This is a genomic window from Chryseobacterium salivictor (assembly GCF_004359195.1).
Classification (GTDB): domain Bacteria; phylum Bacteroidota; class Bacteroidia; order Flavobacteriales; family Weeksellaceae; genus Kaistella; species Kaistella salivictor.
In genome coordinates this window covers 2,386,401-2,411,878 of record NZ_CP037954.1, presented here as the reverse complement: position 1 = coordinate 2,411,878, position 25,478 = coordinate 2,386,401, and the positions used below count along the sequence as shown (strand labels likewise).

Here is a 25,478-nt window from a genome sequence, read left to right as displayed (position 1 = left end):
AAAAAGGGGTTTTGTTATCTTAAATTTCTTTAATTTTAATTAAAAAAATTATAGCATTTTCAGGTTATTCACTTCCAAATCAGTTAAGATTCTCCAGTGACCACGTTTGATGTTTTTCTTGGTTAATCCGGCGAACAATACACGGTCAAGTAATTCAACTTCGTATCCTAACTTCTGGAAAATACGACGTACTACTCTATTCCAGCCAATACTCAATTCGATTCCGATTTCATTTTTCGGTTTTCCTTCGATATAAGAAATGCTGTCAACTTCGGCAATTCCTTCTTCCAAACGGATTCCCTCCTGAATCATATTTAAATCTGCTCTGTCTAATTTCCGATCCAAAGTCACGTGATAGATTTTCTTCATGGCAAAAGATGGATGCGTCAGTTTCTTCGTCATGTGACCATCGTTGGTGAGCAGGATTACTCCTGTCGTAGAACGGTCTAATCTTCCCACCGGGAACAATCGGTAAGGGGATGCATTGGCTACCAAATCCAACACCGTTTTTCTGGCTTTGTCATCTTTGGTGGTAGAAATATATCCTTTTGGCTTATTCAATAAAACGTAAACCGGTTTCTCTGGCGTAATTCCCTGTCCGTCGAAAACCACTCTGTCGGTTTTCTGAACCTGGTAACCCATTTCTGTTACTGGCTTTCCGTTCACTTCTACCAAACCTTGCATGATTAAATCATCAGCTTCTCTACGGGAACAAATTCCTGAATTCGCGATGTATTTATTTAAACGGATTGATTCTTTTGGAGTTTCTTTGGCTAATTTATCAAACCTTCTTTTTTGTACAAACGAACGCGTTTTCTCCGCTTCATCAACTGGTACGAAAGGTTTTTTGTAAGGCTTTTTAACGCCGGATTTCGCAGGACCTTTATCGAATTTACTGCTGCTGTCAAAAGATTTTCCTATTCTTTTTCCCATTTTTCGGGAAGCCGGTTTATCGAAAGTTTTCTCGTAAGATTTCGCTTCCGACTGAGACATCAGTCTTGGTTCTCTCGGTGCTTTTGGTTCTTTCGGCTCTTTTCTTTCTACTGGTTTTTCAGTTCGCGGACGGGCAGATTTTGTTCCTCGTGGTTTTGGGGAACTTCCTGAATTAGAAATTTTGCTAATGCGTGGCTTCTTATTACCATTACTGTCTCTGCTCATGTTCTGAAAAATTTATCTGCAAAGATAAGGTATTTTTTGTTTGTTTAAATGCGACGGTGCAATAAGATAAAATTTAACATCTGCAATCTTAAGAAAATTTAATAGTAAAAATAAGACCGTTGCTCAAAAATTATTAAAAAAGAGCTTCAGTTTTAAATAAAATAATGCTGATGAATTCCGTTGGCCAGCATAGCGATAATGCCCACAAAAATCCAGATTCTAAGCATATTCAAATTGACAAACTTCGAATATTTGGTTTTATTTAAAGCTAAAAATACGGAGATGATTTGAATAAAAATACTCGCTGCAAAATAATAACTCATAATACTGTGCAAGCCCATTTTCCAGATAATCAATCCGGAAGAAATCTGCGCGACAATTAATAGCGTTACTATAAAAGCACCTGAAGTAGAAGAGCTGAAATAATTGGGAATGGTAGTGTAACCAAAAACTTTGTCTGCATTTTTGGTTAAAGTATCTTTTATAACATCAATAATTAAAAGCATCAGGAAAATAAAAACAGACATCAAAAAGATCTGGACTGAAAAAGTTTTATAATAAAACAACATTCCAAAAAAAGGATATAACGATAAACTCACAAAAGTTAAATTATTAATAATCAATAATTTACTAAGTTTATGACTGTAAAACCACATTAGAAACTGGTAGATCAGAAAGAAAAAGAAAACCCGCACCGAAATCATTCCCGCAATTCCCAGCGAAAACAGATTGAGGATGATGTAGGCATAAAGAAAATACTTCTGCTTAAGAAAATTTTGAATTCTTGTCCGGAAAGGTTTGGTCACCTGATCTTTTTCGCGGTCGTAAAACTGATTGATAATTCCTCCTGCCAAAATACTTAAAACGCAGCAAAAAATAATGCTGTGGACTTTAAAATCAAAGACAAAATTCCGCAAACTTTCTTCCTGATTAAAGAGAAAAAAAGTAGAAACATATAAAGCAAAAGTAAGCAGTAAAGCCACGAAAACCCGCGCGCCCATCAAAAAGGCAATGAATTGAGAAAACCGATAAAGTAAGGGATTTTTCATGGAACGTAAAGTCACAAACTGCTTAATTAAAATGGAATTCAGACCGGTGGTTTTCGACTTTTACGAAAAATCTAGAACCTGTAAATAACTTCTTTGTGGAAACCTTCCAGCATTTTTTCTGCTTTTTTATAGTCTTTGGTAAACCCCAAAATATAACCGCCACCGCCGCTTCCGCAAAGCTTTAGGTAATAGGCATTGGTATCCAACCCTTTTTTCCAGGCATTATAAATACTTTCGGGAATCATTGGTTTGAAATGTTCGTAAGCCCAGACAGAAAGACTCTTTAGGTTTCTAAAAAGTGGAGTCATTTCTTTTTTCAGGAAAGCATCAATACAGGCATTGTTGTAGCGGATGAATTCTTCTTTCATCGTTTTGCGGAAACCTTCCGTTTTCATTTTTTCAAAGAAGATCTGAACCATCGGTCCAGTTTCGCCAGTCATCCCGGAATCGATTAAGAAGATCGCTCCTTTCCCTTCATGACTTGCCGGGATAGCAACTTTATCCACGCTTTCTTTGCTTTCGATAAGAATCGGCAGGTTCATGTAACAGATCAGCGGATCAATTCCTGAACTTTTTCCATGGAAATAACTTTCCATTTGACCGAAAATAGTACGGAGATTCATAAGTTGATCTTTAGAAACCTGTTCCGGCTGATAACTTTTTATCGAATATTTTTCAAAAATAGCGGCAACTAAAGCCCCTGAACTTCCTACCCCATATCCTTGCGGAATATTGGAATCGAAGAACAATCCTTTTTTGATATCCTTTTTAAACTTAGAAATATTGAGTTGAAAAACCTCTGGAAGTTCTAAATCTTTTAAATAATCAGAATATTTCAGCAGCGAATCATTTGATTCTTTATCAAAATCGCTTTTTAAATCAGAAAATTTTAATGTTCCTTTATAAAAACTATAGGGTAAAGTAAGTCCCTGCGAATCTTCGATAATACCGTATTCGCCGAACAAAAGAATCTTTGCGTAAAATAAAGGGTTGGTCATAGTTTAATTTAATCCATTGATTTACAGTTGCAAATGTACGTAATTTTAATTTAACAACTCTGCAAAAATAAGCAATTATTAAGCTAAAATTACAAAAGCAATACCAATCTGAAACTGCTATTTTTCTTTCCCCATTTTTACTTTCAAAAACCGGATTAATACCAGTCCTACAAAGAAAAAGGCCGACATCGATAAAGCGGAATATCTCATATTATGGTATTTTTCAATGATGGTTGCAAAAATGAATGTCCCAATAATGATAGCTATTTTTTCCAATACATCATAAAAACTAAAGAAGGTCGTATTATCCATACTATTTTCCGGCAATAGCTTTGAGTAGGTAGAACGCGACATTGCCTGCAAACCACCCATTACCAAACCTATAATTCCGGCTATTACGTAGAACTGGATTTCTACATTTGGATTTTCTTTGTTGAGGAAATATGCTGATAAACAGGCTACAATCCAAAGTACAATTGCAATCGAAATTACATTCTTATTCCCAATTTTGCGGGATAAGCGTGAGAAAACAACTGCTCCGATAATCGCTTCAATCTGAATTAATAATAAAGTCATAATTAATTTATCCTGTTCCAGATTGATTTCGCTCTTCCCAAAAAGTGTCGCCATCAAGAAAATGGTTTGCATTCCAACGCTGTAAAAGAAGAAACTCGACAGGAAAAATTTCAAATTTCTGTCCTTAAATAAAACCCTCCCAACTTTAAATAATTCCCTAAAGCTTTGCTTAGCAATATCAAGGTAAAAGTGAAGATTATCATTTAAAACCACCCAAATTCCCCCTTGTTCTTCATGTTTTTCAAAAATATTTTTATAATTCAACAGCACCAAATCTTTTGGTAATTGTTCTTTAATATTACCAAATTGGGGCAAATGCTTGAAAGTGTACTGGGAAAAACCAAACCACCACGCTCCTGTTAGCAGAAAAGAAATTCGGGTATAAATTTTCGCCTGCTCCGCATCTTTAGCAAAAACCTGAATGAGCAACAAACAAATTACCACTAAAACAACAGAACCTAAATAGCCATATACATACCCTTTTGCAGAAAGTGCATCCTGCTTATCGGGAGTTGCAATATCCGGCAAAAAAGAATTATAGAAGACTAAACTCCCCCAGAATCCGACACTGGCCGTAATGCTGAATAATAAGCCCAGAAATACATTTTGCATTCCCGTAAACATCGCTAAACCCATACAGGAAGTGGCTCCCAAATAACAAAAAAATTGCAGAAATGATTTTTTGTTCCCAATCGTATCTGCCAACGATGACAAAAATGGTGACAGCAAAACTACAATCAGAAATGAAATGGTCAAAGAATATCCGTAAATCGCATCTGGCTGATACTCTTTTCCGAAAATCTTAATCATGTGCCGAACAGGAACTTTAATCCACTGTCCGGTTTCTTGCACGTACTCGCTTTTCTCAGAGGCCGTGGTAAGAATCGAATAATAAATCGGGAAAATAGTCGATGTAATGACCAATGAATAAACAGAATTTGCCCAATCATACAAAGCCCAGGCTTTCATGATCTTTGGATTATTCTTGATATTTGGAGTTTGTAGAGATTCGTTTTCCGACATTTTTTTAATTTATTAAACAAAAGTAACAAAACCATTAAGAATCGGCTGAAAAAATAAACAGTTATTCTTAATGGTTTGATTGAAAGACTATTAAATATTCTATAAGTTTTCGATAACAATGGCCGAAGCTCCGCCGCCGCCGTTGCAAATCGCCGCTGCACCGTACTTGCCGTTGTTTTGTTTCAAAACATTAATTAAAGTAACAATAATTCTGGAACCTGAACTTCCAAGCGGGTGACCTAAGGAAACCGCTCCACCGTTCACATTCACTTTAGAACTGTCAAGACCCAAAATTTTATTATTTGCTAAACCCACAACCGCAAACGCTTCATTAAATTCAAAAAAGTCGATATCTAAAATTTCTAAATTGGCTTTTTTCAACGCGATAGGAAGTGCTTTTGAAGGTGCCGTTGTAAACCATTCCGGAGCCTGCGCCGCATCAGCATAAGAAATAATTTTTGCTAAAGGTTTTAATCCTAATTCTTCCATTTTTTCTTTGGACATCAAAACCAAGGCAGATGCTCCGTCATTTAAAGTGGACGCGTTTGCTGCAGTTACCGTTCCATTTTCTCTTTGGAAAACGGTTGGCAAAGTCCCGATTCTGTCGAAGTTTACTGATTTATATTCTTCATCTTCAGAAAAAATAATTGGATCCCCTTTTCTCTGTGGAATTTCAACGGAAACAACTTCGTCTTTAAATTTACCTTCGCTCCAGGCTTTTGCCGAACGTTTGTAAGATTCAATTGCGAACTGATCCTGATCTTCTCTCGTAATTCCATATTCGGCTGCACATTTTTCTGCACAGACTCCCATGTGAACTTTATTGTAAACATCCGTTAAACCGTCGAGCACCATTCCGTCCAACATCTTAACATCGCCTAATTTAGTAGCATTTCTTGCATTGTAATAATGTGGAACTGAAGACATATTTTCCATTCCACCTGCAACGATTACGTCCTGGTCACCTGCTTTGATGGACTGTGCAGCCATCATCACGGCTTTCATTCCTGAGGCACATACTTTATTGACGGTTGTGGCGGGAGTTGCATTGGATAAACCTGCTCCCATTAATGCCTGACGAGCGGGTGCCTGGCCTTCTCCGGCCTGCAGAACATTTCCCATATATACTTCCTGAACGTGTCTCGGGTCAAGATTTATTTTGTCTAAAGCACCTTTAATTGCAGTTGAACCTAATTTTGTAGCCGGAACTGAGGCCAAACTTCCCAAGAAACTTCCCATTGGAGTTCTCACTGCTGATACGATGAATACTTCTTTCATTATGTAGAATTTATATTTATTTTAAGTACGCCAAATTACAAAAAAAAACACACTTTGAAAAAGTGTGTTTGGTATTTTAAAAATTAGTGCGTTAGTTCGGCAATAACTTCCGGATCGTGCTTATGTTTAAACATTATGGCAAATAATATCGTAATTACTAAGGCATAACCTGCGAAAACAAGCCAGATTTCCTGCCACATTTTATCACCATTTTCGAGCGTGAAATATTGTTGGATTAACCAACCGCTTAACAGACTTCCACCAATTGCACCGAAACCATTAGTCATCATCATAAACAGACCTTGTGCAGATGAACGGATTTTATAATCAGTTGTTGTTTCCACGAAAAGAGAACCTGATATATTGAAAAAGTCAAATGCCATCCCATAAACGATACAGGAAAGAATGATCAATCCTAAACCAAAACCTTCCGGTCCGCCATAAGCGAAAAATCCGAAACGTAAAACCCACGCAAACATCGATAATAGCATCACATTTTTAATTCCGTATCTCTTTAAAAAGAAAGGAATTGCCAAAATAAATAACGTTTCTGAAATCTGCGAAATTGACATGATCAACGTGGAACGTTTTACGACAAAACTGTCAGCATATGCCGGGATTTTCCCAAAATCTGATAAGTAGGTATCGCCGTACATATTGGTCAACTGCAGCGCCGCACCCAGAAACATTGAGAATAAAAAGAACAACGCCATCTTGTAATCTTTAAGTAAAGAAAACGCATTAAGTCCTAATTTTTCTGATAAAGTAGCATTGGCAGGAATTAAATTCTGCGGCGGACACTTTGGCAACGTGAATGCATAAATCCCTAAAATAAAAGCCACAGCAGCCGCAATATAAAACTGAGATCCTGAATCTTTATTTCCTGTAAGATTGGTAATCCACATGGCTACAATAAATCCGATTGTTCCCCAGACACGAATTGGTGGGAAAACCTTTACAACATCGTAATTATTATTTTTCAGAATGTAATAAGCGATAGAATTCGACAGAGAAATCGTCGGCATATAAAACATCATCGCGATGAGCATGATCCAAAAGAAATTTTCAGGAGTCGAGATAGAAGGCAAGAATACGAGAATAATCCCGTAAAGAATATGCAGGATACCGTACAGTTTTTCTGCATTTACCCACCTATCAGCGATGATTCCTACAAGAGCAGGCATTATAAGAGAAGCAATTCCTAAAGTCGCAAAAACTTTTCCAAATTCCTGACCACCCCAGTGTTTTGTTCCGAACCAGTATACGCCAATAGTAATCAGCCACGCTCCCCAAACAAAAAACTGCAGGAATGACAGAACGGTTAGTCTTAATTTTAAATTCATAATATTATTAAAATTTTAGTCGATTTTATTTTTTCTACGTTTTATTTCTTCCTGAATTTCTAAAGCTGCATCGAAATCTTCGTCTTTTACAGCATCTTCCAGCAGTTTATTGAGTTCTTCTGAACTGAGTGCGGCCAAATTTCCTTCCGGCTCCGGTTGCTGATCTGCATCAGTTTCTTTTGAAGGCGCATCGAGTTCCAGTAAAATACCTGCTTCATTTAAAACCTGTTGTGTGGTATAAATAGGTGCATCAAAACGGACAGCCATTGCTACAGCATCAGAAGTTCTTGCATCTAAGATAAGCTCCTCTTCCGTCGTCTTATTTTTAAAATTGATATTAGAGAAAAATACGCCATCAATAATTTGATAAATAATGACGGAAGTGATCTCAAAATGAGTGGCCAAAACGAATTTGGAAAATAAATCGTGCGTAAGGGGCCGCGGTGGATGAATATCTTTTTCTAGACCTAATGAAATAGACTGTGCTTCGAAATTACCGATTACAACCGGCAGTTTGACATTGCTTTCCTCATGTTCCAAAAGCAGGGCATAAGCGCCAGATTGCGTTTGGCTGTAGGAAATTCCGCGAATGGTTAATTTTTTATAATCCATGAGACAAATATAAATGAAATTTTCACATTATGAGTTTTGATCCGTCTTTTTTGTTAAAAAATAAAACAAAAATCATAAGTAATTTACAAAAAAAAAGTCCAAAATAAATTCTGGACTTAAGTTGATATTCAAAAAAGGGATTTATCCTTTCAAGGCTTTAATTTTCTCAGTTAATTGCGGTATGATCTGGAATGCATCTCCTACGACTCCATAATCCGCAGATTTAAAGAAAGGAGCTTCGGGATCGCTGTTGATAACCACAATTGTTTTAGAAGAATTCACTCCTGCCAAATGCTGAATTGCACCGGAAATTCCGACCGCGATATATAAGTTGGGCGAAATTGCTTTACCGGTTTGTCCAACGTGTTCAGAATGTGGTCTCCAGCCGATATCAGATACCGGTTTTGAACAGGCGGTGGCGGCACCTAAAAGATTGGCCAGGTCTTCAATCATTCCCCAGTTTTCGGGACCTTTCATTCCACGACCCGCAGAAACTACGATTTCCGCTTCTTTCAAATCCAGCTTTCCTGAACTCTGTTCGTGAGAAATTACCTTGGTATCTTCATTTGCTACCGATAAATTTTTCACTTCTTCTGAACCTGAAACTGCATTTTCTTTAATACCGAAAGCATTTTGAGAGACAGTTACAATAACTCCAGCCGCGTCTGCCTTAGCGTGCATGATTCCTTTTCCGGAAAAGGCTCTTCTTTTGACCTGGAAAGGAGAAAGGCTTTCTGGAGCTTCCAAAGCGTTGGTAATCAGAGAATAACTCTTCATAATTGCCAACATCGGTGCAACAGATGAAGCGTCAGTGGTGTGTGGGAATACGATAATATTTCCGTCTGCAACTTCGTTTACCGCCTGTGCATAAGCTTTCGCACTGAAACCTTTTAAACCTTCATCTTTAATATTAAGGACTTTATCTGCTCCGTATTTATATAATAAATCTGAAGAATCTGTAGGATTGATGGAAATCGCGGTAACGGTTTCTCCATCTTTATCAGCGATTGCTTTTGCATAAGAAACTGCCTCGAATGCTGCTTTTTTATAGATTCCGTTTATATTTTCTGCATATACGTATATTGCCATGATTGATTTTGTTTAAAGGTTAGAATTAAATTACTTTCGCTTCTTCGTGAAGTAATCTTACCAGTTCATCAAGGTTGTCGGGAGCAACCATTTTCACTGCTGCTCTCGCTGGCACAGCATCAAACGAAACTGCATCCACTTTTACTTCATTGTTAACCGGTTCACGAACGGTTAAAGGTTTTGATCTGGCAGACATAATTCCACGCATATTCGGGATAATTAAATCTTTCTCATCAACCAATCCTTTTTGACCTGCGATCACCGCTGGAAGTTTTACCGAAATAGTTTCTTTACCACCTTCAATTTCTCTTACTGCAGTGGCTTCAGCACCGTTAACTTCTAAGCCAACACAGGCATTGATGAAAGGTTGATTTAATAACTGAGCTACCATTCCCGGAACCGCTCCACCATTATAATCGATCGATTCTTTCCCACAGAAGATCAAATCGTAACCGCCACTTTGCGCGATATTTGCAATTTCTTTTGCAACAGAATAGCTGTCTTTCGGTTCAATATTTATTCTGATTGCATCATTTGCGCCGATGGCCAAAGACTTTCTGATCACCGGTTCAGTAGTGGAATCACCTACATTTATTACCGTAACGGTTGCTCCTGCCGATTCCTGCAACTTGATTGCTTTGGTTAATCCAAATTCATCTAAAGGATTGATCACCCACTGAATTCCATTTTTGTCAAAAGCAGATTGGTCTGCTGTAAAATTAATTTTGGAGGTAGTATCTGGAACACTACTGATACAAACTAATATTTTCATGTGCTAATATTTATTGTTTTACTGTTGGCTAAGATAAAAAATTATTTACTATGCATGCATAGTATTTTAGAAAAAATTTATATTTGATACATAATTTAACCCTTTGGTTTTAAAGGTCTAATCTCAATCTTGCTTGGTAAGGTGCGCGGATTCATTTTCAGAATATCCATGACAAGCTCACCAATATCTTTTGGCTGTATTTTCCAGGCATCTTTTTCTGAAGGCTGATTTCCATTAAAATGAGTGGAAACTGAGCCCGGCATGATGGTAGAAACTTTAATATTATATTTTCTTAAATCCATCATTGCTGCCTGTGTAAAGCCCACTGCACCAAATTTCGAGGCGTTATAACCGGAACCGTTTTCGAAAAAATTGGTTCCTGCTAAACTCGAAATAGTGATGAAATACCCTTCTGTTTTTTTAAGCTCTTCAACCGATGCTTTCAAAGTGTGAAAAATTCCGGAAAGATTAGTATCAATCATGGACGACCATTCTTCAACAGACAGTTCATCTACGGGTTTAAAAATTCCAACGCCCGCATTTGCAATGACGTAATCAATTTTTCCGAATTTTCTGATGATTTCGGCAACTGCATTTTTTTCGTCTTCAAAGTTTTTCACATCAGACCCAATCCCAAAAACAGGTGCTTCCATGGTCGATAACTGTTCTGCAACTTCTATCGCATCCTCTTTTCTACGTCCGGAAATTGCAACGGTGATGCCATGTTTGTGGAGTACTTCTGCGATTCCTAAGCCAATTCCCTTTGTTCCGCCGGTGATATATGCTACTTTATTTTTCATGATGTATTATTTGCTTAAAGATAAAAAAAACGTCCCAATTACGGGACGCTCTTCTACCTATTTTTAAAATAACTTATTCCTTAATAAATTTCAGAGACTGAATTCCTTTTTCGGTTTCAAACTTAATCACGTAAATACCTTTTGCAAGGTTTCTCACATCTAACTTATTGTCAACCACTTGCGGAAAATTAGCTTTTCTTCCTGATGCATCGAAAATCTGTACAGATTTTACTTTCTCAGTGAAGTTTATATAATCTGAGGTTGGGTTTGGATAGACACGAATTCCACTATTAATTGAAGAATCTGAAGCACCGAGCATTGTCTGCGTAACCAACACATCATCCATTAGGAAGATATTTTGATCGAAAGAATCAAAATGTCTAAATACTAATTTAATTGTTTTTCCGGCCAAAGTTGATAAATCTGCTGTTACTGTAACTGCTTCTGCAGAAGTTAAAGTATTTTCAATAAGTGGTGTTTCTGATCCCGTGAATACTGCGGTAGATAGTATCGCATATATTGCATAATGATCATCAAAATAATCTTCATCTACTGATCCAACTTTTACACTAAAGTTTAATGTCCCGCCCGTCGGAAGTACAATATCTGGAGATATTAATAAATTGTCCGGTGACAATGGTCCTTCTGTACTGCTCCAAGAACGCGAACCTGCTACTTGCCCTACGGCAAAGCCGTTAAGAGGCGTAGTGAGATTAAATATGCCCCAGTTATTTCCATCACCATCTCTGTCTGCAACACTCCAACCAGCTGCTGATGAGAAATCTGCCGAAAATATTGTTGTTTGTGCAGAAATTAACGAAGTAAGAGCTAAAGCTCCAATTAGTAAAAGTTTTTTCATAATATAAATTTTTAATTATTTACGAATATATAATTTTTCTTACGAATAATAAAAACTTTTTGAATAATTCTTAAAATAACTGCAAACTAAATACTGTTTACAATTTAACAAATACCTCTAATGTTTTTAAAACTTATATCAATATTATTAATTTAAATCTGATAATATGACTAATAAGCAAACAAAATGCATAAATCACCTATCTGCCAAATATACATTCATTTTTATGAGTTAAATAATTCGGAATTAAACTCAGGCAAATAAAAAGCATCTTCCGGAAAGGAAGATGCGCAAAAAGATTTCTTGCTCACTAATGCTATTTAGTATAATTCTCAAAGAACAACGGAATACTTTCAATTCCTTTATAGAAATTAAACAAGCCGTAATGCTCATTTGGCGAGTGAATCGCATCGGAATCTAAACCAAATCCCATCAACACGGATTTTGCTCCCAGAACCTGTTCGAACATCGCAGTGATAGGAATACTTCCACCACTTCTGTACGGAAGAACTTCTTTTCCGAAAGCTGTTTCCATGGCTGTTTTCGCCGCTCTGAATTCTTTGGTATCACTTGGCAAAACATAAGGCATCCCGCCGTGGTGAGGATTTACTTTAACTTTAACATTGGCTGGCGCAATTTTTTCAAAATATTTGGTGAATTTTTCCGTGATTTCTTCCGGCGTTTGATAAGGAACCAATCTCATTGAAATTTTAGCAAAAGCTTTCGAAGGAATAACTGTTTTCGCACCTTCACCGGTATACCCGCCCCAAATTCCATTGCAGTCTAAGGTCGGACGTATCGAAGTTCTTTCCAAAGTCGTATATCCTTTCTCACCTTCTACTCCATTCAAACCGATTGATTTTTTGAAATGTTCCTGATCGTCTTTCAGCTTGTTCATTTCAGCTCTTTCTTCATCAGAAACAGTTTCTACATTATCGTAAAACCCGTCAATGGTGATATGTCCGTTTTCATCAATTAAATTGGCAATCATTCTCGACAGAACGTGAATCGGATTGGGAACCGCTCCTCCGTAAAGACCGGAGTGTAAATCCCTATTTGGGCCTTCCACTTCAACTTCTACATAACTTAAACCTCTCAAACCGGTGGTTACCGTTGGCTGTTCGTTGGAATAAATATGGGTATCGGAAATTAAAATAACATCACACGCTAATTTTTCTTTATTTTCATTCACAAAATCCTCCAGACTTTTTGAGCCGACTTCCTCTTCGCCTTCAAAAATAAATTTCACGTTACATGGCAAAGTATTGGTTTTCATCATTGCTTCAAAAGCTTTGATGTGCATGAAAAACTGACCTTTATCATCGGCAGAACCTCGTGCGAAAATAGCGCCTTCAGGGTGAATTTCAGTTTTTTCAATATAAGGTTCAAACGGTGGTTTAGTCCACAACTCCAGTGGATCTGGTGGTTGTACATCGTAATGGCCGTAAACCAAAACCGTCGGTAAATCTTTATCTAAGAATTTTTGACCAAAAACAATCGGATATCCTTTGGTCCCGCAAACTTCTACATCATCAGCACCGGCATCTTTCAGGAATTTGGCCACTTCATCAGCACATTTCAGCACTTCGTCTTTATAAGCAGGATCTGCGCTGATAGAAGCTATTTTTAACAATTCAAAAAGTTCGTCAACATAACGCTGTTTATTTTCCTGAATGTAATTTAAGGTTTCTTGCATTTTATTTTAATTAAAATTATTGAATATCGAACTTTGTAAAAATAAAAAAAATGTCCCGCCGAAGCAAGACATTTTCTAATATGTTTTAAATACTTATTTCTTCTCCGCAGAAGCAGCACTGTCTTTTTTAACGGCAACTGCCGGCTGAACTGTAACTTTCGTACTGTCTGAAGTCATCATTTCGGTAGCTTTTTTAGCGTCTGCCGCCTGCACCGCCGCTGTTGCTTCATCGCTCATCACGTCATCGCTGTATCTTTCGACACCGTCCTGCATTTTCAAAACTCCTTTATTTCCACCTGCCGGAACTTTTTTACAACTGATGGCGAAACCTGCGATTGCAACGACTAAAATAATTTTTTTCATATCTACTTGATGATAATTAGGAATTTTTAAAATTTTCGATGCCCCAAAAGTAAGAAATATTAATATTTTCCACAAGGTTTTAGTTAAATTCTAAACTGGCTTTTAAAATAATTTTATTTTTCTGGGTTTGCGTGAAAATTAAGTAGCCGTTTCCGCCATCCTTAATTTTATATTTTTTCTTGATTTCATCTGGGGTTAATGGATGATTTTTCGAAATAATATTGAATTTTTCTCCTTTCTTAATGTCTTTAGAATCAATGATTTCAGCCTTTAAAATTCGGCCCGGAAAATCTTCGCTGTAATTATCTGAAGTATAAAAATGCGTATTGGGGTGTAATTTTTTTAAAGCAAATTTTTCCGAAACACCATTAAAACCACCCGATTTCAACACGGCATTATTGGGAATATATAAATACTGAAGGGGTTCTGAATATTCTGAAACTGCAGATCGCTCTTCTTTATAATGAAACGAAAACACATTTTCTTCACTTTCAAGATTGATTGCAGTAATCCTGGTTTCCTCTTTTTCTATATTTGAATTAATGAAAACCAGCAATTCCTTCACTTCATTTCTCACTGCGATAATCTGAATTTCGGCAATATTCTTTATCACCGAAACCAAATAAGAAACATCGATAAGTGGAGAAAGTTTAATGATAATCTGATCAGAAATTTTCAACAATTCATCTTGAATTTCCGGAAGATTGGGAGACAAATCTTCGAGTAGGAATTTTTTGTTTTTTTCGGAATCTCGTCTGGCAGGATCGAGATAAATCAAATCAAATTTTTCTTTATTTTCAGCCAAAAAATGTTCTAAATTTTCATTAATAAAGTCTGCTTTTCTCCCGAAAATCCCCCAGTTATGTTTTACAATTTCCAATAATTCAGAATTCTGCTCGACCAATGTAACTTCTTCAAAATTTTTGGATAAAAAATAAGCGTCAATTCCAAAGCCTGAAGTCAAATCAACAAAACTTTTTCCACTTAAATTTTTAGCTTTAAATTCAGCAGTTGCCTGCGAAGAAGCCTGTTCCAGATTTAAGTTGGGCGGAAAGATAATTCCGTCTTTCAATAAATAAGGAAACTTCTTTTGAGCGACTTTCTTGCCTTTGATCTGCTGCACTATTTCCTGCATCGAAACTTCCGGAAAAGGCGATTTTTTCAATAACAAAGAATGCAAATCCGTTTTTAGATTTGCATTGATAAATTCCTGAACTTTTGCGTCTAATATTTTATGTCCCACGTATTTAATTTAAAATTAAATGCCACGAATGCACGAATTAATTTAATAGCGGAATCTGTAACCAGGTACAATTTGAAACCATAAATAATTCGTGTATTTGTCGCAATCTATAAAACAATTCTTTTATAATTCAGTTTTTCTTCGCCAAAATTCACAATCAAAGCTAATCTGTTTTCAGAAACTTTTAAGTAATTGATAGCCTGAGACAAATCAACATCAGCAATTTCTTTTTTCCCTTTAATTTCTAAAATAACTTTATCAAAAACAACAAAATCGGCGTAAAACAGATGCGGCAAAACAATTCCCTTGTAAACAACCTCATATTTTTTTTCCCTCACATAATCAATTCCTGCATTCCTAAACTCAATTTCCAGCGCGTCTTTATAAACTATTTCTGAAAAACCAAAACCTAAATAATTATGGATTTCCATGCAGATTCCAATAATTTCGTATGATTCTTCTTTATTAATAATTGCCATAAAACTGATTTTAGAAGCCAAATTAGTGAATTCGTGGCAAAAAACTATTCAAACATTTCTGCCAGACGAACTGCTTTAATTTCACCTGACGAATACATTTCTGCCGCAGATTTCGTCTTCTCTAATTTCGGATAAAGATTTACGCCGATAATTTTAATTTTCCCTTCTTCTACCCAATTCTGTTCTTTAATTGCTTGCTCAAAAATTTGTTTTTGAATCGAACCATTTTTCAAAAGCTCACAATAACCGCCATCATTTTCAATTTGCAGGAACATATGCCAGGATTTTTCCGCGAATTGCTGCGTTAAATTTTCGATATAATAACTCCCGTTTCCTGCGTCTTCAAAAACATTGATAATGCTTTCATAGGCTAAAACAATTTGTTGTTTAAATGAAATTTCCTCGGAAACCGAATCGGATTTTTCTAACTGATAATCATTACTGAAAACTGCATCTGCTCCGCCAATCATCGCCGCAGAAAGCTCCAATGTGGAACGGATCAGATTATTTTCAGCATCGTTTTTGGATTTATTCCGCAAAGATGTTTCCGCAAAAATATAGGGAATTTCATCTAAATCAAATTCTTTTGAAAATTGATTGAAAAGCAATTTAAGTGCTCTGATTTTAGCAATTTCAAAGAAATAGTTTCCACCAACAGCGACTCTAAAAATAATTTTATTTAAAATTTGCAAACCGAAAATCTCTGTCAGTTCTGTTGTTTTTGCCAGCGCGATTGCCAGCTGCTGAACGATTGTGGCACCTGCATTTTGATGCAGAGAAACATTAATGCAAATATTTCTCTCGAAATCTTTTGCTAGAAGTTCTTTCACCAGTTGCTGATTTAATCCGCCCTTTTGATCCTCAGAAAACACATCGATTAATGAAAAATAACGGTTGCTCTCATCCAGGGAAATATGTTCTGCCAAATCTTTATTGTTAACAAAAATCACTTTCTCCTGAAGGTTTTCGACATTATCATTTAAAAGAAAAGCGAAAATATTTTCCTCTGAACTTTCGTGGTAAGGGGAAACAAGATGGGTAGATTCTTCCACTTTCGGAAGATTGCTTAACGGTTTCGCGACAGAATTGTAGTAAGGCTTAACGGTAATTCCCTCGAGGTTTTCTTTGGACAAAATCTCATAGATATTTTCTGTTTTCAGTTGTTTCTGAACAACAGATACCCAGTCTTGAAGTGAAGTTTTTTTAAACATATTTTTGATGGTTTCAAAAGTTGGTTTTTATCTAATGAGTTATCTGTTAACTGCTTTCGTACTGTCTACAACCAAAATAAAAATTTCTTCATTTGGTTTTTTCATGAAATAATTTTCGCGGGCATATTTCTCTTTTTCTTCTTTATCATTCATCAATTTTTTATAAAACTCGTCATTTTTATGATATTCTCTTTGATAATATGCGAGCTGACTTTCGTAGCGGCTCACTTCACCATTCAGTTCATTGATGACTAAAAAAGAAGTACTGTCAAAGAAAATCATCCACACCAAAAAAAGAAAAACAGTCACGAAATATTTATTCACAAAATATTTCCGGATGAATTTTAACTTTGCCGATTTCGGTTTGATTTCTTTAATTAAGTCTTCCATTTTAATGTGTTTTTTTCAGCGTATTATTGATGACAGTAGAGAGAAAGTCGATGGCAACGGTATTTTGTCTCATATTGGGAATAATTAAATCCGCTTCATTTTTCGACGGCTCTATAAATTCCTGATGCATGGGTTTCAACGTGGTTTGATAACGGTGCAAAACCTCCTGCAAATCGCGGCCCCGTTCCTGCGTATCACGACGGATTCTGCGGATCAGTCTTTCATCGGAATCGGCATGTACAAAGACTTTCAGATTATATTCTTTTAAAAGTTCAGAATTGGTCAATACCAAAATCCCCTCTACAATCAAAACATTTCTGGGATCGATTGACACATGATCTCCCGTTCTGGAATGCGTTACAAAGGAATACAAAGGCTGCTCAATAGTTTCCCCGTTTTTCAGTGCTTTTACATGTTTGATAAGCAGATCAAAATCGATGGATTTGGGATGGTCATAATTCAAAACCTCTCTTTCCGACAGGGTAAGATTCGGATTATCATGGTAATAATTATCCTGAGAGAGCACATTCACTCCTTCGATATTCAGTTGTTGAAGAATTTTATTGACTACAGTTGTTTTTCCTGATCCGGTTCCTCCTGCAATTCCGATTACGAGCATATTTTTTGTTTTTACAAATATAAGATTTTGCCGTAAATTACTTTGCTAAAACTGTATCTAAATTATGACCGCACTGCATTTATACTTTTCGCTCGATATTGAGAAGGTAATAAATCACCGCAACCACGCGTGCTATAAATTCCCGGGACTGATTCCTGTAATAACTGTTATTGGTCAAAACATCCTGTGCATCAAAGCCAAGCGCATTCATTCCGCTGTTTCTGGCGTAGAATAAAGCACGCAGATTATGAAAACCCTGGGAAACAATAATGACCTCTTTTTGATGATAAATCTCCATGCAGTTTTTAATGCTGGTTTGGGTTTTATAACCTTTCGGATCTTCAGTGATAATATTTTCCGGGACACCTTCCTGATAAATCAGGTAATTTTTCATGGCCGCAGGTTCATCATAACCTTTGCTTTTTTCGCCGCTTACAATGATTTTTTTTATTTTTCCGTGATGGTACAGAAGTGCGGTTGCATCCATCCTCGCTGTAAAATAAGGATTGGAAACTCCGGATTTCATTCTCGGAGAAGTTCCTAAAACAAGCGCCGTTTCTCTGGGTGGGATTTTCGATATTTTGGTGTAGGTTTTTCCATTCGTTACCGCAAAAACCCAGATATTAGCCAAAAACATAAGTAAAACCCCAATTTCAATGAGGTTAAAAAATGATTTTAATATGTCTAATAATTTCTTCAAAATAGCTACATCAAGTCAAAATTAACTTTAATATTTTTACTTAAAACGATGGACATGCAGGCGAGTATTTTTCCAGATGCTTCCTCTTTTTCGGTCAGATATTCATTTTCTAAAAGCTCAACCTGGCCTTCTTCTAAAACACATTCACAACTGCCGCAAATCCCTGATTTACAGGAATAGGGAACCGGGAATTTCTGAATCAGCAATTGCTGCAACAGCCGCATTTTATTATCTTTTAAAGTCGTTTTATATTCTTTGTTAAAAAGTTTAAAACCGACCTCAATATTTTCCAGTAAAGGAAACTCTTTTTCGACCGGATAAATATCTTCATTAAATTCTTCAAAAAGTTCAAAATGAATATTTTTCTTGCGAATACCGTGTCTGTAACAGGCATTGGCAACCGACTTTATCATTTCGCCTTTGCCACAGATCAGCACTTCATCTACGGCATCCCAAATCGTACTCTCTTCATCGGTATCATCCAACTGCAAAATCTGATTGATAATCAAAGCGACTTTTTTCTCATTCAGCCGTCCTTCAAAAAGGCCGTTACCCACTTTTTCCTGTGAGTAAAAGTAGTGAATTTCCAGCCGATCCGGATGTTGATTCGCCAATTCTTCCAATTCATTTTTAAAAGCGACCTGTTTTTTATTTTTATTTCCGTAGAAAAGGAAAAGACGCGTTCTGGGTTCGGTGTGCAGTATATTTTTGAAATGACTTAAAATCGGTGTAATTCCGATTCCGCCGGCAAAACCTACGATCGTGCGAAATTCATGTGGCTTGGAACTTAATGTAAATCTTCCTCTCGGCTCCGAAACTTCAATAAAATCACCAGTTTTTAAATCTTTAAATAAAGAATTCGCAAAACTTTCTTCGCTGCTTATCTTGATTCCCAACGTTATTTTCTCTTCATAAGGTGCCGAAGTCATTGAAAAGTCCTTCTCTACAACCTTTCCGTTTACGGGAAATTGAAGGGTTACATATTGGCCGGCCTCAAAATGATATTGGGAAGATAATGCTGACGGGATTTCGAATTCGAGCGCAAAGGTACTTTTGGTCAGTTCTTGCTTTTTCGCTAATTTTAGCGGGTGAAATTCTATTGGTCTTGCTTTAGGTAAGAGATTTTCCATAATTATTAAGAATTCAAAAATAATAAAAATAAAATGAAAAAATTGATTTTGGGTGTCGTGTTATGCACTGCACTTTCGGCTTGTAAAAAAGAAGCGAAAGTAAATGAAACGACCGATACAACCGTAACGGACTCTGCCGGCGCAGATCATTCAGCAGCTGCAACGGAAACCGCCTTTCCTTTTAAACATGTTGAATTAAGTGCGGAGGAAAGCACCAAACTGCTGGGCAAAAAAGATAATGATACCTTATATGTAACCAATTTCTTCGCAACCTGGTGTGGTCCGTGTATGAGAGAAATCCCTCATTTTAAAGAAAAAATGGCGGAACTGAAATCGCAGCCGGTTAAATTTACCTTCGTAAGTTTAGATGAAAAAGGCGACTGGGACACGAAAGTAAAAAAGTTTTCAGAGGAGCAAGGTCTGTCGCAAAATGTAGTTTTACTGGACGGATCATTATTAACTCCCGAATTTTTTAAAGCAAACTTTAAAGAATGGGACGGCGGTTCAATTCCTTTCACCTTCATGAGAAAAGGCGATAAAACCGACGAAACCGTCGGAATGATGAGCGCTGAAGCTTTGACTGAAAAGATTAATTCTTTTAAATAATTTCAACCGAAAGTCGCAAAGATTGCTGTAAAACTAAGTAAAATGTATTTTGAAAAGCAGAGGATTTTTATCCTGAACCAGCTTTCAATCCCACATTTCTCTTTTGATAAAAACAGAATTTTTGTGATTTTTTTGTATCTCTAAAAATGTCGGAAAACTTTAAAATCACCGGAATATTCATCATCATCGGAATTCTTATTTCGGTACTTATCAATTTGAATATCGGTTTTATGAATTTAAGTTTTTCAGATTTCCTTTTTTCCGGTTCCGAAAACTCACAGATTGCGCAACTTCGCATCAATCGGGTTTTAGTAATGCTTTTGGCCGGAATTTCCATACCGACTTCGGGATTTTTACTGCAGGAATATTTTCAAAATCCTTTGGCCGGACCATCGGTTTTGGGAATTACTTCTGTGGCGAGCTTGAGTGTTGCTTTTTATATTTTCTTTTCTAAAGATTTTATCTTACCGGAATTTTTGCAAAACAGTTTTTTAAGTTTTTCAGCAATTGCCGGGAGTTTATTATTAATGGTAATTCTTTTAGCGTTTTCCGGGAAATTTCAGGATAAATCGTTTCTCATTATTTTCGGCTTTTTAATTTCGGCTTTAGCTGGCGCAGTGGTTTCTATCCTTCAGTTTTATGCTGAAAATCAAAGTCTTAAGAATTATATTCTGTGGAGTTTCGGGGCGAATAACCAGGTTTCTACCAATCAAATCTTGGTTTTAACGGTGATTGTTATTATAGGTTTATTGTTAAGTTTTAAAACCATTAAACCATTAATCGGAAATTCTCTGGGAACGGCTTATGCACAAAGTTTGGGCGTCAATTTAAAGCACTTAAAGTTTTTAGTCATTATTTCCTCGTCACTTTTGTCAGCTTCTGTCACAGCGTTTTTAGGTCCTGTTCTATTTATCGGGATTGTGGTTCCGCATTTTTGCAGAATGCTTTTTAATCCTGCGAAACTGTGGCAACAGTGGATTTTAAATATGCTTTTAGGAATATTAATTATGGAATTTTTCTCGATTATATCAGAATCTACGCAATTTCCTTTGAATGTAATTACCTCGTTATTCGGGATACCGGTGATTTTAATGATGATGATGAATAGTAAAAGAGCCAATTCTAAATGATTTAAAATAATCCCACCGATCTTTCATGAAATTAAAAATTACTTTAAAACAAATTATCTTAGCAAATCTTTTATTATTTGTTATAAGTTTTGCGTTTTTAAAATTATCTGATAGTTTCAGATTGACAATTCATTGGATCTACTCATTAGCAAATCTTTGGTGGTTATTTTTTGCATTTCCCTGTACAATGATTTTATCAATAAATAATGTAATTAATTCAGTGTTAAAACGAAATAAAAATCTCAAATATTCATTTTTTAGTTTGCTGCCAATTTTATTATTTACAAGTATTCATATTTATAATTTATGGAAGACAAATTAAAATCTGTGAAATCCGTGAAATCTGTGAGAAATAAATGTTTCTAGAATTAAAAAATACAACAATCGGTTACCAAACTCCTTTAATTAAAGAAGTTAACACTTCTCTGGGCTTAGGTGAAATCTGTCTTTTGATCGGAAACAATGGCGTGGGAAAAACCACTTTAATCAAAAGCATTCTCAATCAAATCGAATTGATAGAAGGCGCTGTTTTAATCAATGAAAAACAAACTCAAACACTTACCTACAAAGAAATTGCCGAGCAGATTGCCGTGGTTTTTTCCAAGTCGCAAATTCCGGCAAATTATACTTTATGGGATTTAATATCTTTCGGGAAATACATTCATTATCCCTATTATTTTGAATTAAACCATACAGACAAACTGGAAATTGAAGAAATCATTGAAAGCCTGAATTTAACGCAATACCGCGACTTTCAGCTAAGTCAGCTGTCGGACGGCAATCTTCAGAAAGCGTTTATCGGAAGAGCTTTAGCGCAAAATTCGCCGATGATTATTTTGGACGAACCTACCACTCATCTGGATGAAGAAAATAAAATCATCATTCTTAAGTTACTGCGGAATTTAGCTAAAACGCAAAACAAACTTATCCTGTTTTCTTCCCACGACTGGCGGCTGGCAAAAGAGTTTGCCGATAAAATATGGCTTATCAGTAACGAAAAACTGCACGCCGGAATTACGGAAGAGATTCTTTTGAAGCATAACGAACTGCTTAATCCTCATATTTTTCATTTCAACGAAGGATTTGTTGCGCCGCAAATTTTCGCTCCGGAATTACACAAAGAAATGCTCTACTCTTTTCTTCAAAAAAACTTCAAAAAAAACCTTTCTGAGTTTAAATTTGTTTTCAGCAATCCTTTCTGGGAGATTTCAACCCATCAAATTCAACAAAAATGCGATTCTTTTGAGGAAATCGCTGAATTTGTTCAAAACCTTCATTAAATCCTTATTTATTCGGTGTTTTCAAAGTACTATGCATGCATAGTATTATGCTTTTCATACCTTTTAACTGACTGATTTCTAGTTATTAACAAAGTTTTAACAGAAAAAATATACTATGCATGCATAATATTATTTATATTTGGATAACCACATTATCTCAATATTATGAACAAAACAAACAATGAAAAGGTTGAGAATATCGATCTTATCTTAAAGTCGACCTGGCTCGCTGTTTCTAAAATGTATTCAGAATTAGCGCAGGACCATGATGCCACAGCAGTTCAGGCCTTAACTCTTCTAAAAATTGATCCCAAAGATGGAACCAGAAGTACCAATCTGGGACCTAAAATGGCCATCGAACCTACTTCTTTAACGAGAATCATTAAACTTCTGGAAGATAACGGCTATATCTACAAAGAAAAAACTACCAACGACAAACGCGAAGTCATCATCAAGCTTACCGACAAAGGTCTGAACAGCAGAAATTTATCCAAAGAAGTGGTGGTCAATTTCAACAAAAAAGTAATCGATAAAATCCCTGCTGAAAAAATGGAAATTTTCAAAGAGGTGATGACCGACATTTTGAAAATCGCCAACGAATTAAATAATAAAAAATAAATTGCAATGAAACGAAGAATTAAACACGTAACGGTTCTCGGTTCAGGAATTATGGGCTCCGGTATCGCTGCACACTTTGCCAATATTGGCGTAGAAGTACTATTGCTCGATATCGTTCCTTTTGAACTGACAGAAGCCGAACAGAAAAAAGGTCTTACAAAAGAAGACAAAACCGTACGGAACAGAATTGCAACGGAGAATTTTGTGAAATTACAGAAAGCAAGCCCGGCACTTTTATATTCACCGAAATTTGCCGACAGAATTACCGTTGGAAATTTTGATGATGATTTAGAAAAAATTAAAAAAACCGACTGGATTATTGAGGTTGTAGTTGAAAGACTCGACATTAAAAAATCGGTTTATGAAAAGATTGAACAACACAGAAAACCGGGAACATTGGTTTCTTCCAATACGTCCGGGATTCCGATTCATTTCCTGATTGAAGGAAGAAGCGATGATTTCAAAAAATATTTTGCGGGAACACATTTCTTTAATCCTGTAAGATATTTACCGCTTTTAGAAATTATTCCTACACCGGAAACCGATCCTGAGATCGTTAAATTCTATATGGAATATGGCGCGAAATTCTTAGGAAAAGCTACGGTAGAAGCAAAAGATACTCCAGCATTTATCGCCAACAGAATCGGGGTTTTCTCGATGATGAACCTGCTTCATGAAGTTAAAAATTTAGGCTTAAATGTTTCCGACATCGATAAATTAACCGGTCCGGTAATCGGCCGTCCGAAATCTGCGACGTTCAGAACAGCTGATGTTGTTGGTTTGGATACTTTGGTGATGGTTGCCAATGGCGTTCGTCAAAGCGGAGCCGAAGCCAACGATTTCAACGACGTTTTCAAACTTCCGGATTACATTCAGAAGATGATGGACAACAAATGGTTGGGCTCTAAAACGGAACAGGGTTTCTATAAAAAAGTAAAGAACGCCGAAGGTAAATCTGAAATCCAGGGATTGAATTTAGATACCTTCGAATATGAACTTCAGGGAAAATCGGACTTCCCTACTCTGGAATTAACAAAAAGCATCGATAAACCTATCGACCGTTTCAAAGTTTTGGTTGGTGGCAAAGACAAAGCCGGCGAATTGTACAGAAAATCTTTAGGCGCATTGTTCGCTTATATTTCTCATAAAGTTCCGGAAATTTCGGATGAACTGTACAAAATCGACGATGCCATGCGTGCAGGTTTCGGTTGGGAAAACGGACCGTTCGAAATTTGGGATGCCGTTGGCGTTCAGAAAGGAATCGAACTGGCCAAAGAAGCCGGTTACGAAGTTTCTGACTGGGTGAAATCCGTAGAATCTTTCTATAAAGTAAACGACGAAGGTCAAAGCATTTTTTTCGATAAAAACTCCGGAAACTATAATAATATTCCAGGTCAGGAAGCTTTTATCATTCTTGATAATATCAGAAAAAACAAAACGCTTTGGAGCAATTCAGGTTCTGCAATCCAGGATTTGGGCGACGGAATTATTAATTTTGAAATCCGTTCCAAAATGAATTCTTTGGGTGGCGAAGTTTTAGATGGTTTGAACAGAGCCATCGATTTAGCTGAAAAAGATTATGATGGTTTGGTGATCGGAAATCAAGGTGCCAATTTCTCCGTCGGAGCGAATTTAGCCATGATTTTAATGATGGCGATCGATCAGGATTGGGATGATTTGAATATGGCAATTGCTTATTTTCAGAAATCGATGATGCGCGTTCGTTATTCCTCAATTCCTGTTGTAGTCGCTCCTCATGGAATGACTTTAGGCGGAGGTTGCGAAATGACAATGCACGCCGATCGAGTTGTTGCCGCAGCAGAAACATATATCGGATTGGTAGAAACCGGAGTTGGTGTAATTCCCGGCGGTGGCGGTACCAAAGAAATGGCGTTGAGGGTTTCCCGCGAATTCCATGCTGATGATGTGAAGAACAACAGACTTCGGGATATGTTCATGAACATCGCGATGGGTAAAGTGGCCACTTCAGCTTATGAAGCGTATGATATGGGGATTCTTGAAAATCATAAAGATATCGTGGTCGTGAATAAAAACCGTCAGATCGCTGAAGCGAAAAAAGTGGCAAAACTAACTGCAGAACTGGGTTACACGCAACCGATCCAGCAAAAAGTAAAAGTTTTGGGCCGTGACGCATTGGGAATGTTCTTAGTAGGAACCGATCAGATGCTCACCGGAAAATATATTTCTGAACACGATAAACTGATCGCTGACAAATTAGCAAACGTTTTAGTGGGTGGAAATCTATCAGAACCAACCGTTGTTACCGAACAGTATCTATTGAATCTTGAAAGAGAAACCTTCTTACAGCTTTGTGGCGAAAGAAAAACCTTAGAAAGAATTCAGTTCATGTTGACGAAAGGAAAACCATTGAGAAATTAATGAAAGCTCCGTAGGAGCAACCTGTTAATAGATGTTGTGAGATATTTCAATCAAGC

At 36.5% G+C, this 25,478-nt stretch carries 25 protein-coding genes; 5 read left to right on the top strand and 20 right to left on the bottom strand.

The window, feature by feature from the left end; translation table 11 throughout:
- Window positions 1–48: 48 nt before the first annotated feature.
- The 20 genes from NBC122_RS11015 to NBC122_RS10920 form a co-directional block, all read right to left on the bottom strand.
- The gene (locus NBC122_RS11015; RefSeq protein WP_133441112.1) at window positions 49–993 is read right to left on the bottom strand and encodes a pseudouridine synthase; all 945 of its coding nucleotides are present in this window, start codon (window positions 991–993) and stop codon (window positions 49–51) included.
- Window positions 994–1,310: 317 nt separating this feature from the next.
- Window positions 1,311–2,207, bottom strand: a complete 897-nt coding sequence (locus NBC122_RS11010; RefSeq protein WP_133440419.1) for a UbiA family prenyltransferase — start codon at window positions 2,205–2,207, stop codon at window positions 1,311–1,313.
- 71 nt (window positions 2,208–2,278) lie between these two features.
- On the bottom strand, window positions 2,279–3,205 hold the full coding sequence (locus NBC122_RS11005) for a mevalonate kinase family protein (RefSeq protein ID WP_133440418.1): 927 nt from the start codon (window positions 3,203–3,205) through the stop codon (window positions 2,279–2,281).
- Between the two features lie 117 nt (window positions 3,206–3,322).
- Window positions 3,323–4,804, bottom strand: coding sequence for an MFS transporter (locus NBC122_RS11000; RefSeq protein WP_133440417.1), 1,482 nt, complete (start codon window positions 4,802–4,804; stop codon window positions 3,323–3,325).
- Window positions 4,805–4,903: 99 nt separating this feature from the next.
- Window positions 4,904–6,082 (bottom strand): acetyl-CoA C-acyltransferase, encoded by a 1,179-nt coding sequence (locus NBC122_RS10995; protein ID WP_133440416.1) that lies wholly within the window; start codon window positions 6,080–6,082, stop codon window positions 4,904–4,906.
- Window positions 6,083–6,165: 83 nt separating this feature from the next.
- Entirely contained in the window at window positions 6,166–7,425 is a 1,260-nt protein-coding gene (locus NBC122_RS10990; RefSeq protein WP_133440415.1) for a nucleoside permease, read from the bottom strand.
- A 15-nt stretch (window positions 7,426–7,440) separates the two neighbouring features.
- On the bottom strand, window positions 7,441–8,037 hold the full coding sequence (locus NBC122_RS10985) for a bifunctional nuclease family protein (protein WP_133440414.1): 597 nt from the start codon (window positions 8,035–8,037) through the stop codon (window positions 7,441–7,443).
- Between the two features lie 141 nt (window positions 8,038–8,178).
- Window positions 8,179–9,126: an electron transfer flavoprotein subunit alpha/FixB family protein gene (locus NBC122_RS10980; protein WP_133440413.1), complete on the bottom strand. Its 948-nt coding sequence runs from the start codon at window positions 9,124–9,126 to the stop codon at window positions 8,179–8,181.
- A gap of 25 nt (window positions 9,127–9,151) precedes the next feature.
- Complete coding sequence (locus NBC122_RS10975) at window positions 9,152–9,898, bottom strand: electron transfer flavoprotein subunit beta/FixA family protein (protein ID WP_133440412.1); 747 nt, start codon at window positions 9,896–9,898, stop codon at window positions 9,152–9,154.
- A gap of 95 nt (window positions 9,899–9,993) precedes the next feature.
- Entirely contained in the window at window positions 9,994–10,698 is a 705-nt protein-coding gene (locus NBC122_RS10970; protein WP_133440411.1) for an SDR family oxidoreductase, read from the bottom strand.
- 73 nt (window positions 10,699–10,771) lie between these two features.
- Window positions 10,772–11,557: a T9SS-dependent choice-of-anchor J family protein gene (locus NBC122_RS10965; RefSeq protein ID WP_133440410.1), complete on the bottom strand. Its 786-nt coding sequence runs from the start codon at window positions 11,555–11,557 to the stop codon at window positions 10,772–10,774.
- Window positions 11,558–11,873: 316 nt separating this feature from the next.
- Window positions 11,874–13,253: a dipeptidase gene (locus NBC122_RS10960; protein WP_133440409.1), complete on the bottom strand. Its 1,380-nt coding sequence runs from the start codon at window positions 13,251–13,253 to the stop codon at window positions 11,874–11,876.
- Between the two features lie 93 nt (window positions 13,254–13,346).
- Window positions 13,347–13,616 (bottom strand): hypothetical protein, encoded by a 270-nt coding sequence (locus NBC122_RS10955; protein ID WP_133440408.1) that lies wholly within the window; start codon window positions 13,614–13,616, stop codon window positions 13,347–13,349.
- 79 nt (window positions 13,617–13,695) lie between these two features.
- Entirely contained in the window at window positions 13,696–14,859 is a 1,164-nt protein-coding gene (locus NBC122_RS10950) for a class I SAM-dependent methyltransferase (RefSeq protein WP_185145762.1), read from the bottom strand.
- Between the two features lie 107 nt (window positions 14,860–14,966).
- Window positions 14,967–15,338, bottom strand: a complete 372-nt coding sequence (locus tag NBC122_RS10945; protein WP_133440407.1) for a GxxExxY protein — start codon at window positions 15,336–15,338, stop codon at window positions 14,967–14,969.
- A gap of 44 nt (window positions 15,339–15,382) precedes the next feature.
- Complete coding sequence (locus NBC122_RS10940; protein ID WP_133440406.1) at window positions 15,383–16,549, bottom strand: methylmalonyl-CoA mutase family protein; 1,167 nt, start codon at window positions 16,547–16,549, stop codon at window positions 15,383–15,385.
- A gap of 39 nt (window positions 16,550–16,588) precedes the next feature.
- On the bottom strand, window positions 16,589–16,939 hold the full coding sequence (locus NBC122_RS10935) for an FtsB family cell division protein (RefSeq protein ID WP_133440405.1): 351 nt from the start codon (window positions 16,937–16,939) through the stop codon (window positions 16,589–16,591).
- A 1-nt stretch (window position 16,940) separates the two neighbouring features.
- Window positions 16,941–17,558, bottom strand: a complete 618-nt coding sequence (gene udk / locus NBC122_RS10930) for a uridine kinase (protein ID WP_133440404.1) — start codon at window positions 17,556–17,558, stop codon at window positions 16,941–16,943.
- 79 nt (window positions 17,559–17,637) lie between these two features.
- Entirely contained in the window at window positions 17,638–18,195 is a 558-nt protein-coding gene (locus NBC122_RS10925) for a SanA/YdcF family protein (RefSeq protein ID WP_133441110.1), read from the bottom strand.
- A 68-nt stretch (window positions 18,196–18,263) separates the two neighbouring features.
- The gene (locus NBC122_RS10920; RefSeq protein ID WP_133440403.1) at window positions 18,264–19,388 is read right to left on the bottom strand and encodes a ferredoxin--NADP reductase; all 1,125 of its coding nucleotides are present in this window, start codon (window positions 19,386–19,388) and stop codon (window positions 18,264–18,266) included.
- 33 nt (window positions 19,389–19,421) lie between these two features.
- On the opposite strand from NBC122_RS10920, the gene NBC122_RS10915 reads away from it, so the two are divergent.
- The 5 genes from NBC122_RS10915 to NBC122_RS10895 all read left to right on the top strand — a co-directional run bounded on the left by NBC122_RS10915 (window position 19,422) and on the right by NBC122_RS10895 (window position 25,422).
- The gene (locus NBC122_RS10915; protein WP_133440402.1) at window positions 19,422–19,994 is read left to right on the top strand and encodes a TlpA family protein disulfide reductase; all 573 of its coding nucleotides are present in this window, start codon (window positions 19,422–19,424) and stop codon (window positions 19,992–19,994) included.
- Window positions 19,995–20,140: 146 nt separating this feature from the next.
- A complete protein-coding gene (locus NBC122_RS10910; protein WP_133440401.1) occupies window positions 20,141–21,124 on the top strand; it encodes an iron ABC transporter permease in 984 nt (327 codons plus the stop codon).
- Between the two features lie 356 nt (window positions 21,125–21,480).
- Window positions 21,481–22,404, top strand: a complete 924-nt coding sequence (locus tag NBC122_RS10905) for an ABC transporter ATP-binding protein (RefSeq protein WP_133440400.1) — start codon at window positions 21,481–21,483, stop codon at window positions 22,402–22,404.
- Between the two features lie 165 nt (window positions 22,405–22,569).
- Window positions 22,570–23,022, top strand: coding sequence for a MarR family winged helix-turn-helix transcriptional regulator (locus tag NBC122_RS10900; protein ID WP_133440399.1), 453 nt, complete (start codon window positions 22,570–22,572; stop codon window positions 23,020–23,022).
- A gap of 6 nt (window positions 23,023–23,028) precedes the next feature.
- Window positions 23,029–25,422 (top strand): 3-hydroxyacyl-CoA dehydrogenase/enoyl-CoA hydratase family protein, encoded by a 2,394-nt coding sequence (locus tag NBC122_RS10895; protein ID WP_133440398.1) that lies wholly within the window; start codon window positions 23,029–23,031, stop codon window positions 25,420–25,422.
- The last annotated feature ends 56 nt before the right edge of the window (window positions 25,423–25,478 follow it).

Coding starts and splice junctions, on each gene's coding strand:
- NBC122_RS11015 (WP_133441112.1), bottom strand. CDS start 993: ATGTCTCAGTCGGAAGCGAAATCTTACGAGAAAACTTTCGATAAACCG.
- NBC122_RS11010 (WP_133440419.1), bottom strand. CDS start 2,207: ATGAAAAATCCCTTACTTTATCGGTTTTCTCAATTCATTGCCTTTTTG.
- NBC122_RS11005 (WP_133440418.1), bottom strand. CDS start 3,205: ATGACCAACCCTTTATTTTACGCAAAGATTCTTTTGTTCGGCGAATAC.
- NBC122_RS11000 (WP_133440417.1), bottom strand. CDS start 4,804: ATGTCGGAAAACGAATCTCTACAAACTCCAAATATCAAGAATAATCCA.
- NBC122_RS10995 (WP_133440416.1), bottom strand. CDS start 6,082: ATGAAAGAAGTATTCATCGTATCAGCAGTGAGAACTCCAATGGGAAGT.
- NBC122_RS10990 (WP_133440415.1), bottom strand. CDS start 7,425: ATGAATTTAAAATTAAGACTAACCGTTCTGTCATTCCTGCAGTTTTTT.
- NBC122_RS10985 (WP_133440414.1), bottom strand. CDS start 8,037: ATGGATTATAAAAAATTAACCATTCGCGGAATTTCCTACAGCCAAACG.
- NBC122_RS10980 (WP_133440413.1), bottom strand. CDS start 9,126: ATGGCAATATACGTATATGCAGAAAATATAAACGGAATCTATAAAAAA.
- NBC122_RS10975 (WP_133440412.1), bottom strand. CDS start 9,898: ATGAAAATATTAGTTTGTATCAGTAGTGTTCCAGATACTACCTCCAAA.
- NBC122_RS10970 (WP_133440411.1), bottom strand. CDS start 10,698: ATGAAAAATAAAGTAGCATATATCACCGGCGGAACAAAGGGAATTGGC.
- NBC122_RS10965 (WP_133440410.1), bottom strand. CDS start 11,557: ATGAAAAAACTTTTACTAATTGGAGCTTTAGCTCTTACTTCGTTAATT.
- NBC122_RS10960 (WP_133440409.1), bottom strand. CDS start 13,253: ATGCAAGAAACCTTAAATTACATTCAGGAAAATAAACAGCGTTATGTT.
- NBC122_RS10955 (WP_133440408.1), bottom strand. CDS start 13,616: ATGAAAAAAATTATTTTAGTCGTTGCAATCGCAGGTTTCGCCATCAGT.
- NBC122_RS10945 (WP_133440407.1), bottom strand. CDS start 15,338: ATGGCAATTATTAATAAAGAAGAATCATACGAAATTATTGGAATCTGC.
- NBC122_RS10940 (WP_133440406.1), bottom strand. CDS start 16,549: ATGTTTAAAAAAACTTCACTTCAAGACTGGGTATCTGTTGTTCAGAAA.
- NBC122_RS10935 (WP_133440405.1), bottom strand. CDS start 16,939: ATGGAAGACTTAATTAAAGAAATCAAACCGAAATCGGCAAAGTTAAAA.
- udk (WP_133440404.1), bottom strand. CDS start 17,558: ATGCTCGTAATCGGAATTGCAGGAGGAACCGGATCAGGAAAAACAACT.
- NBC122_RS10925 (WP_133441110.1), bottom strand. CDS start 18,195: ATGTTTTTGGCTAATATCTGGGTTTTTGCGGTAACGAATGGAAAAACC.
- NBC122_RS10920 (WP_133440403.1), bottom strand. CDS start 19,388: ATGGAAAATCTCTTACCTAAAGCAAGACCAATAGAATTTCACCCGCTA.
- NBC122_RS10915 (WP_133440402.1), top strand. CDS start 19,422: ATGAAAAAATTGATTTTGGGTGTCGTGTTATGCACTGCACTTTCGGCT.
- NBC122_RS10910 (WP_133440401.1), top strand. CDS start 20,141: ATGTCGGAAAACTTTAAAATCACCGGAATATTCATCATCATCGGAATT.
- NBC122_RS10905 (WP_133440400.1), top strand. CDS start 21,481: ATGTTTCTAGAATTAAAAAATACAACAATCGGTTACCAAACTCCTTTA.
- NBC122_RS10900 (WP_133440399.1), top strand. CDS start 22,570: ATGAACAAAACAAACAATGAAAAGGTTGAGAATATCGATCTTATCTTA.
- NBC122_RS10895 (WP_133440398.1), top strand. CDS start 23,029: ATGAAACGAAGAATTAAACACGTAACGGTTCTCGGTTCAGGAATTATG.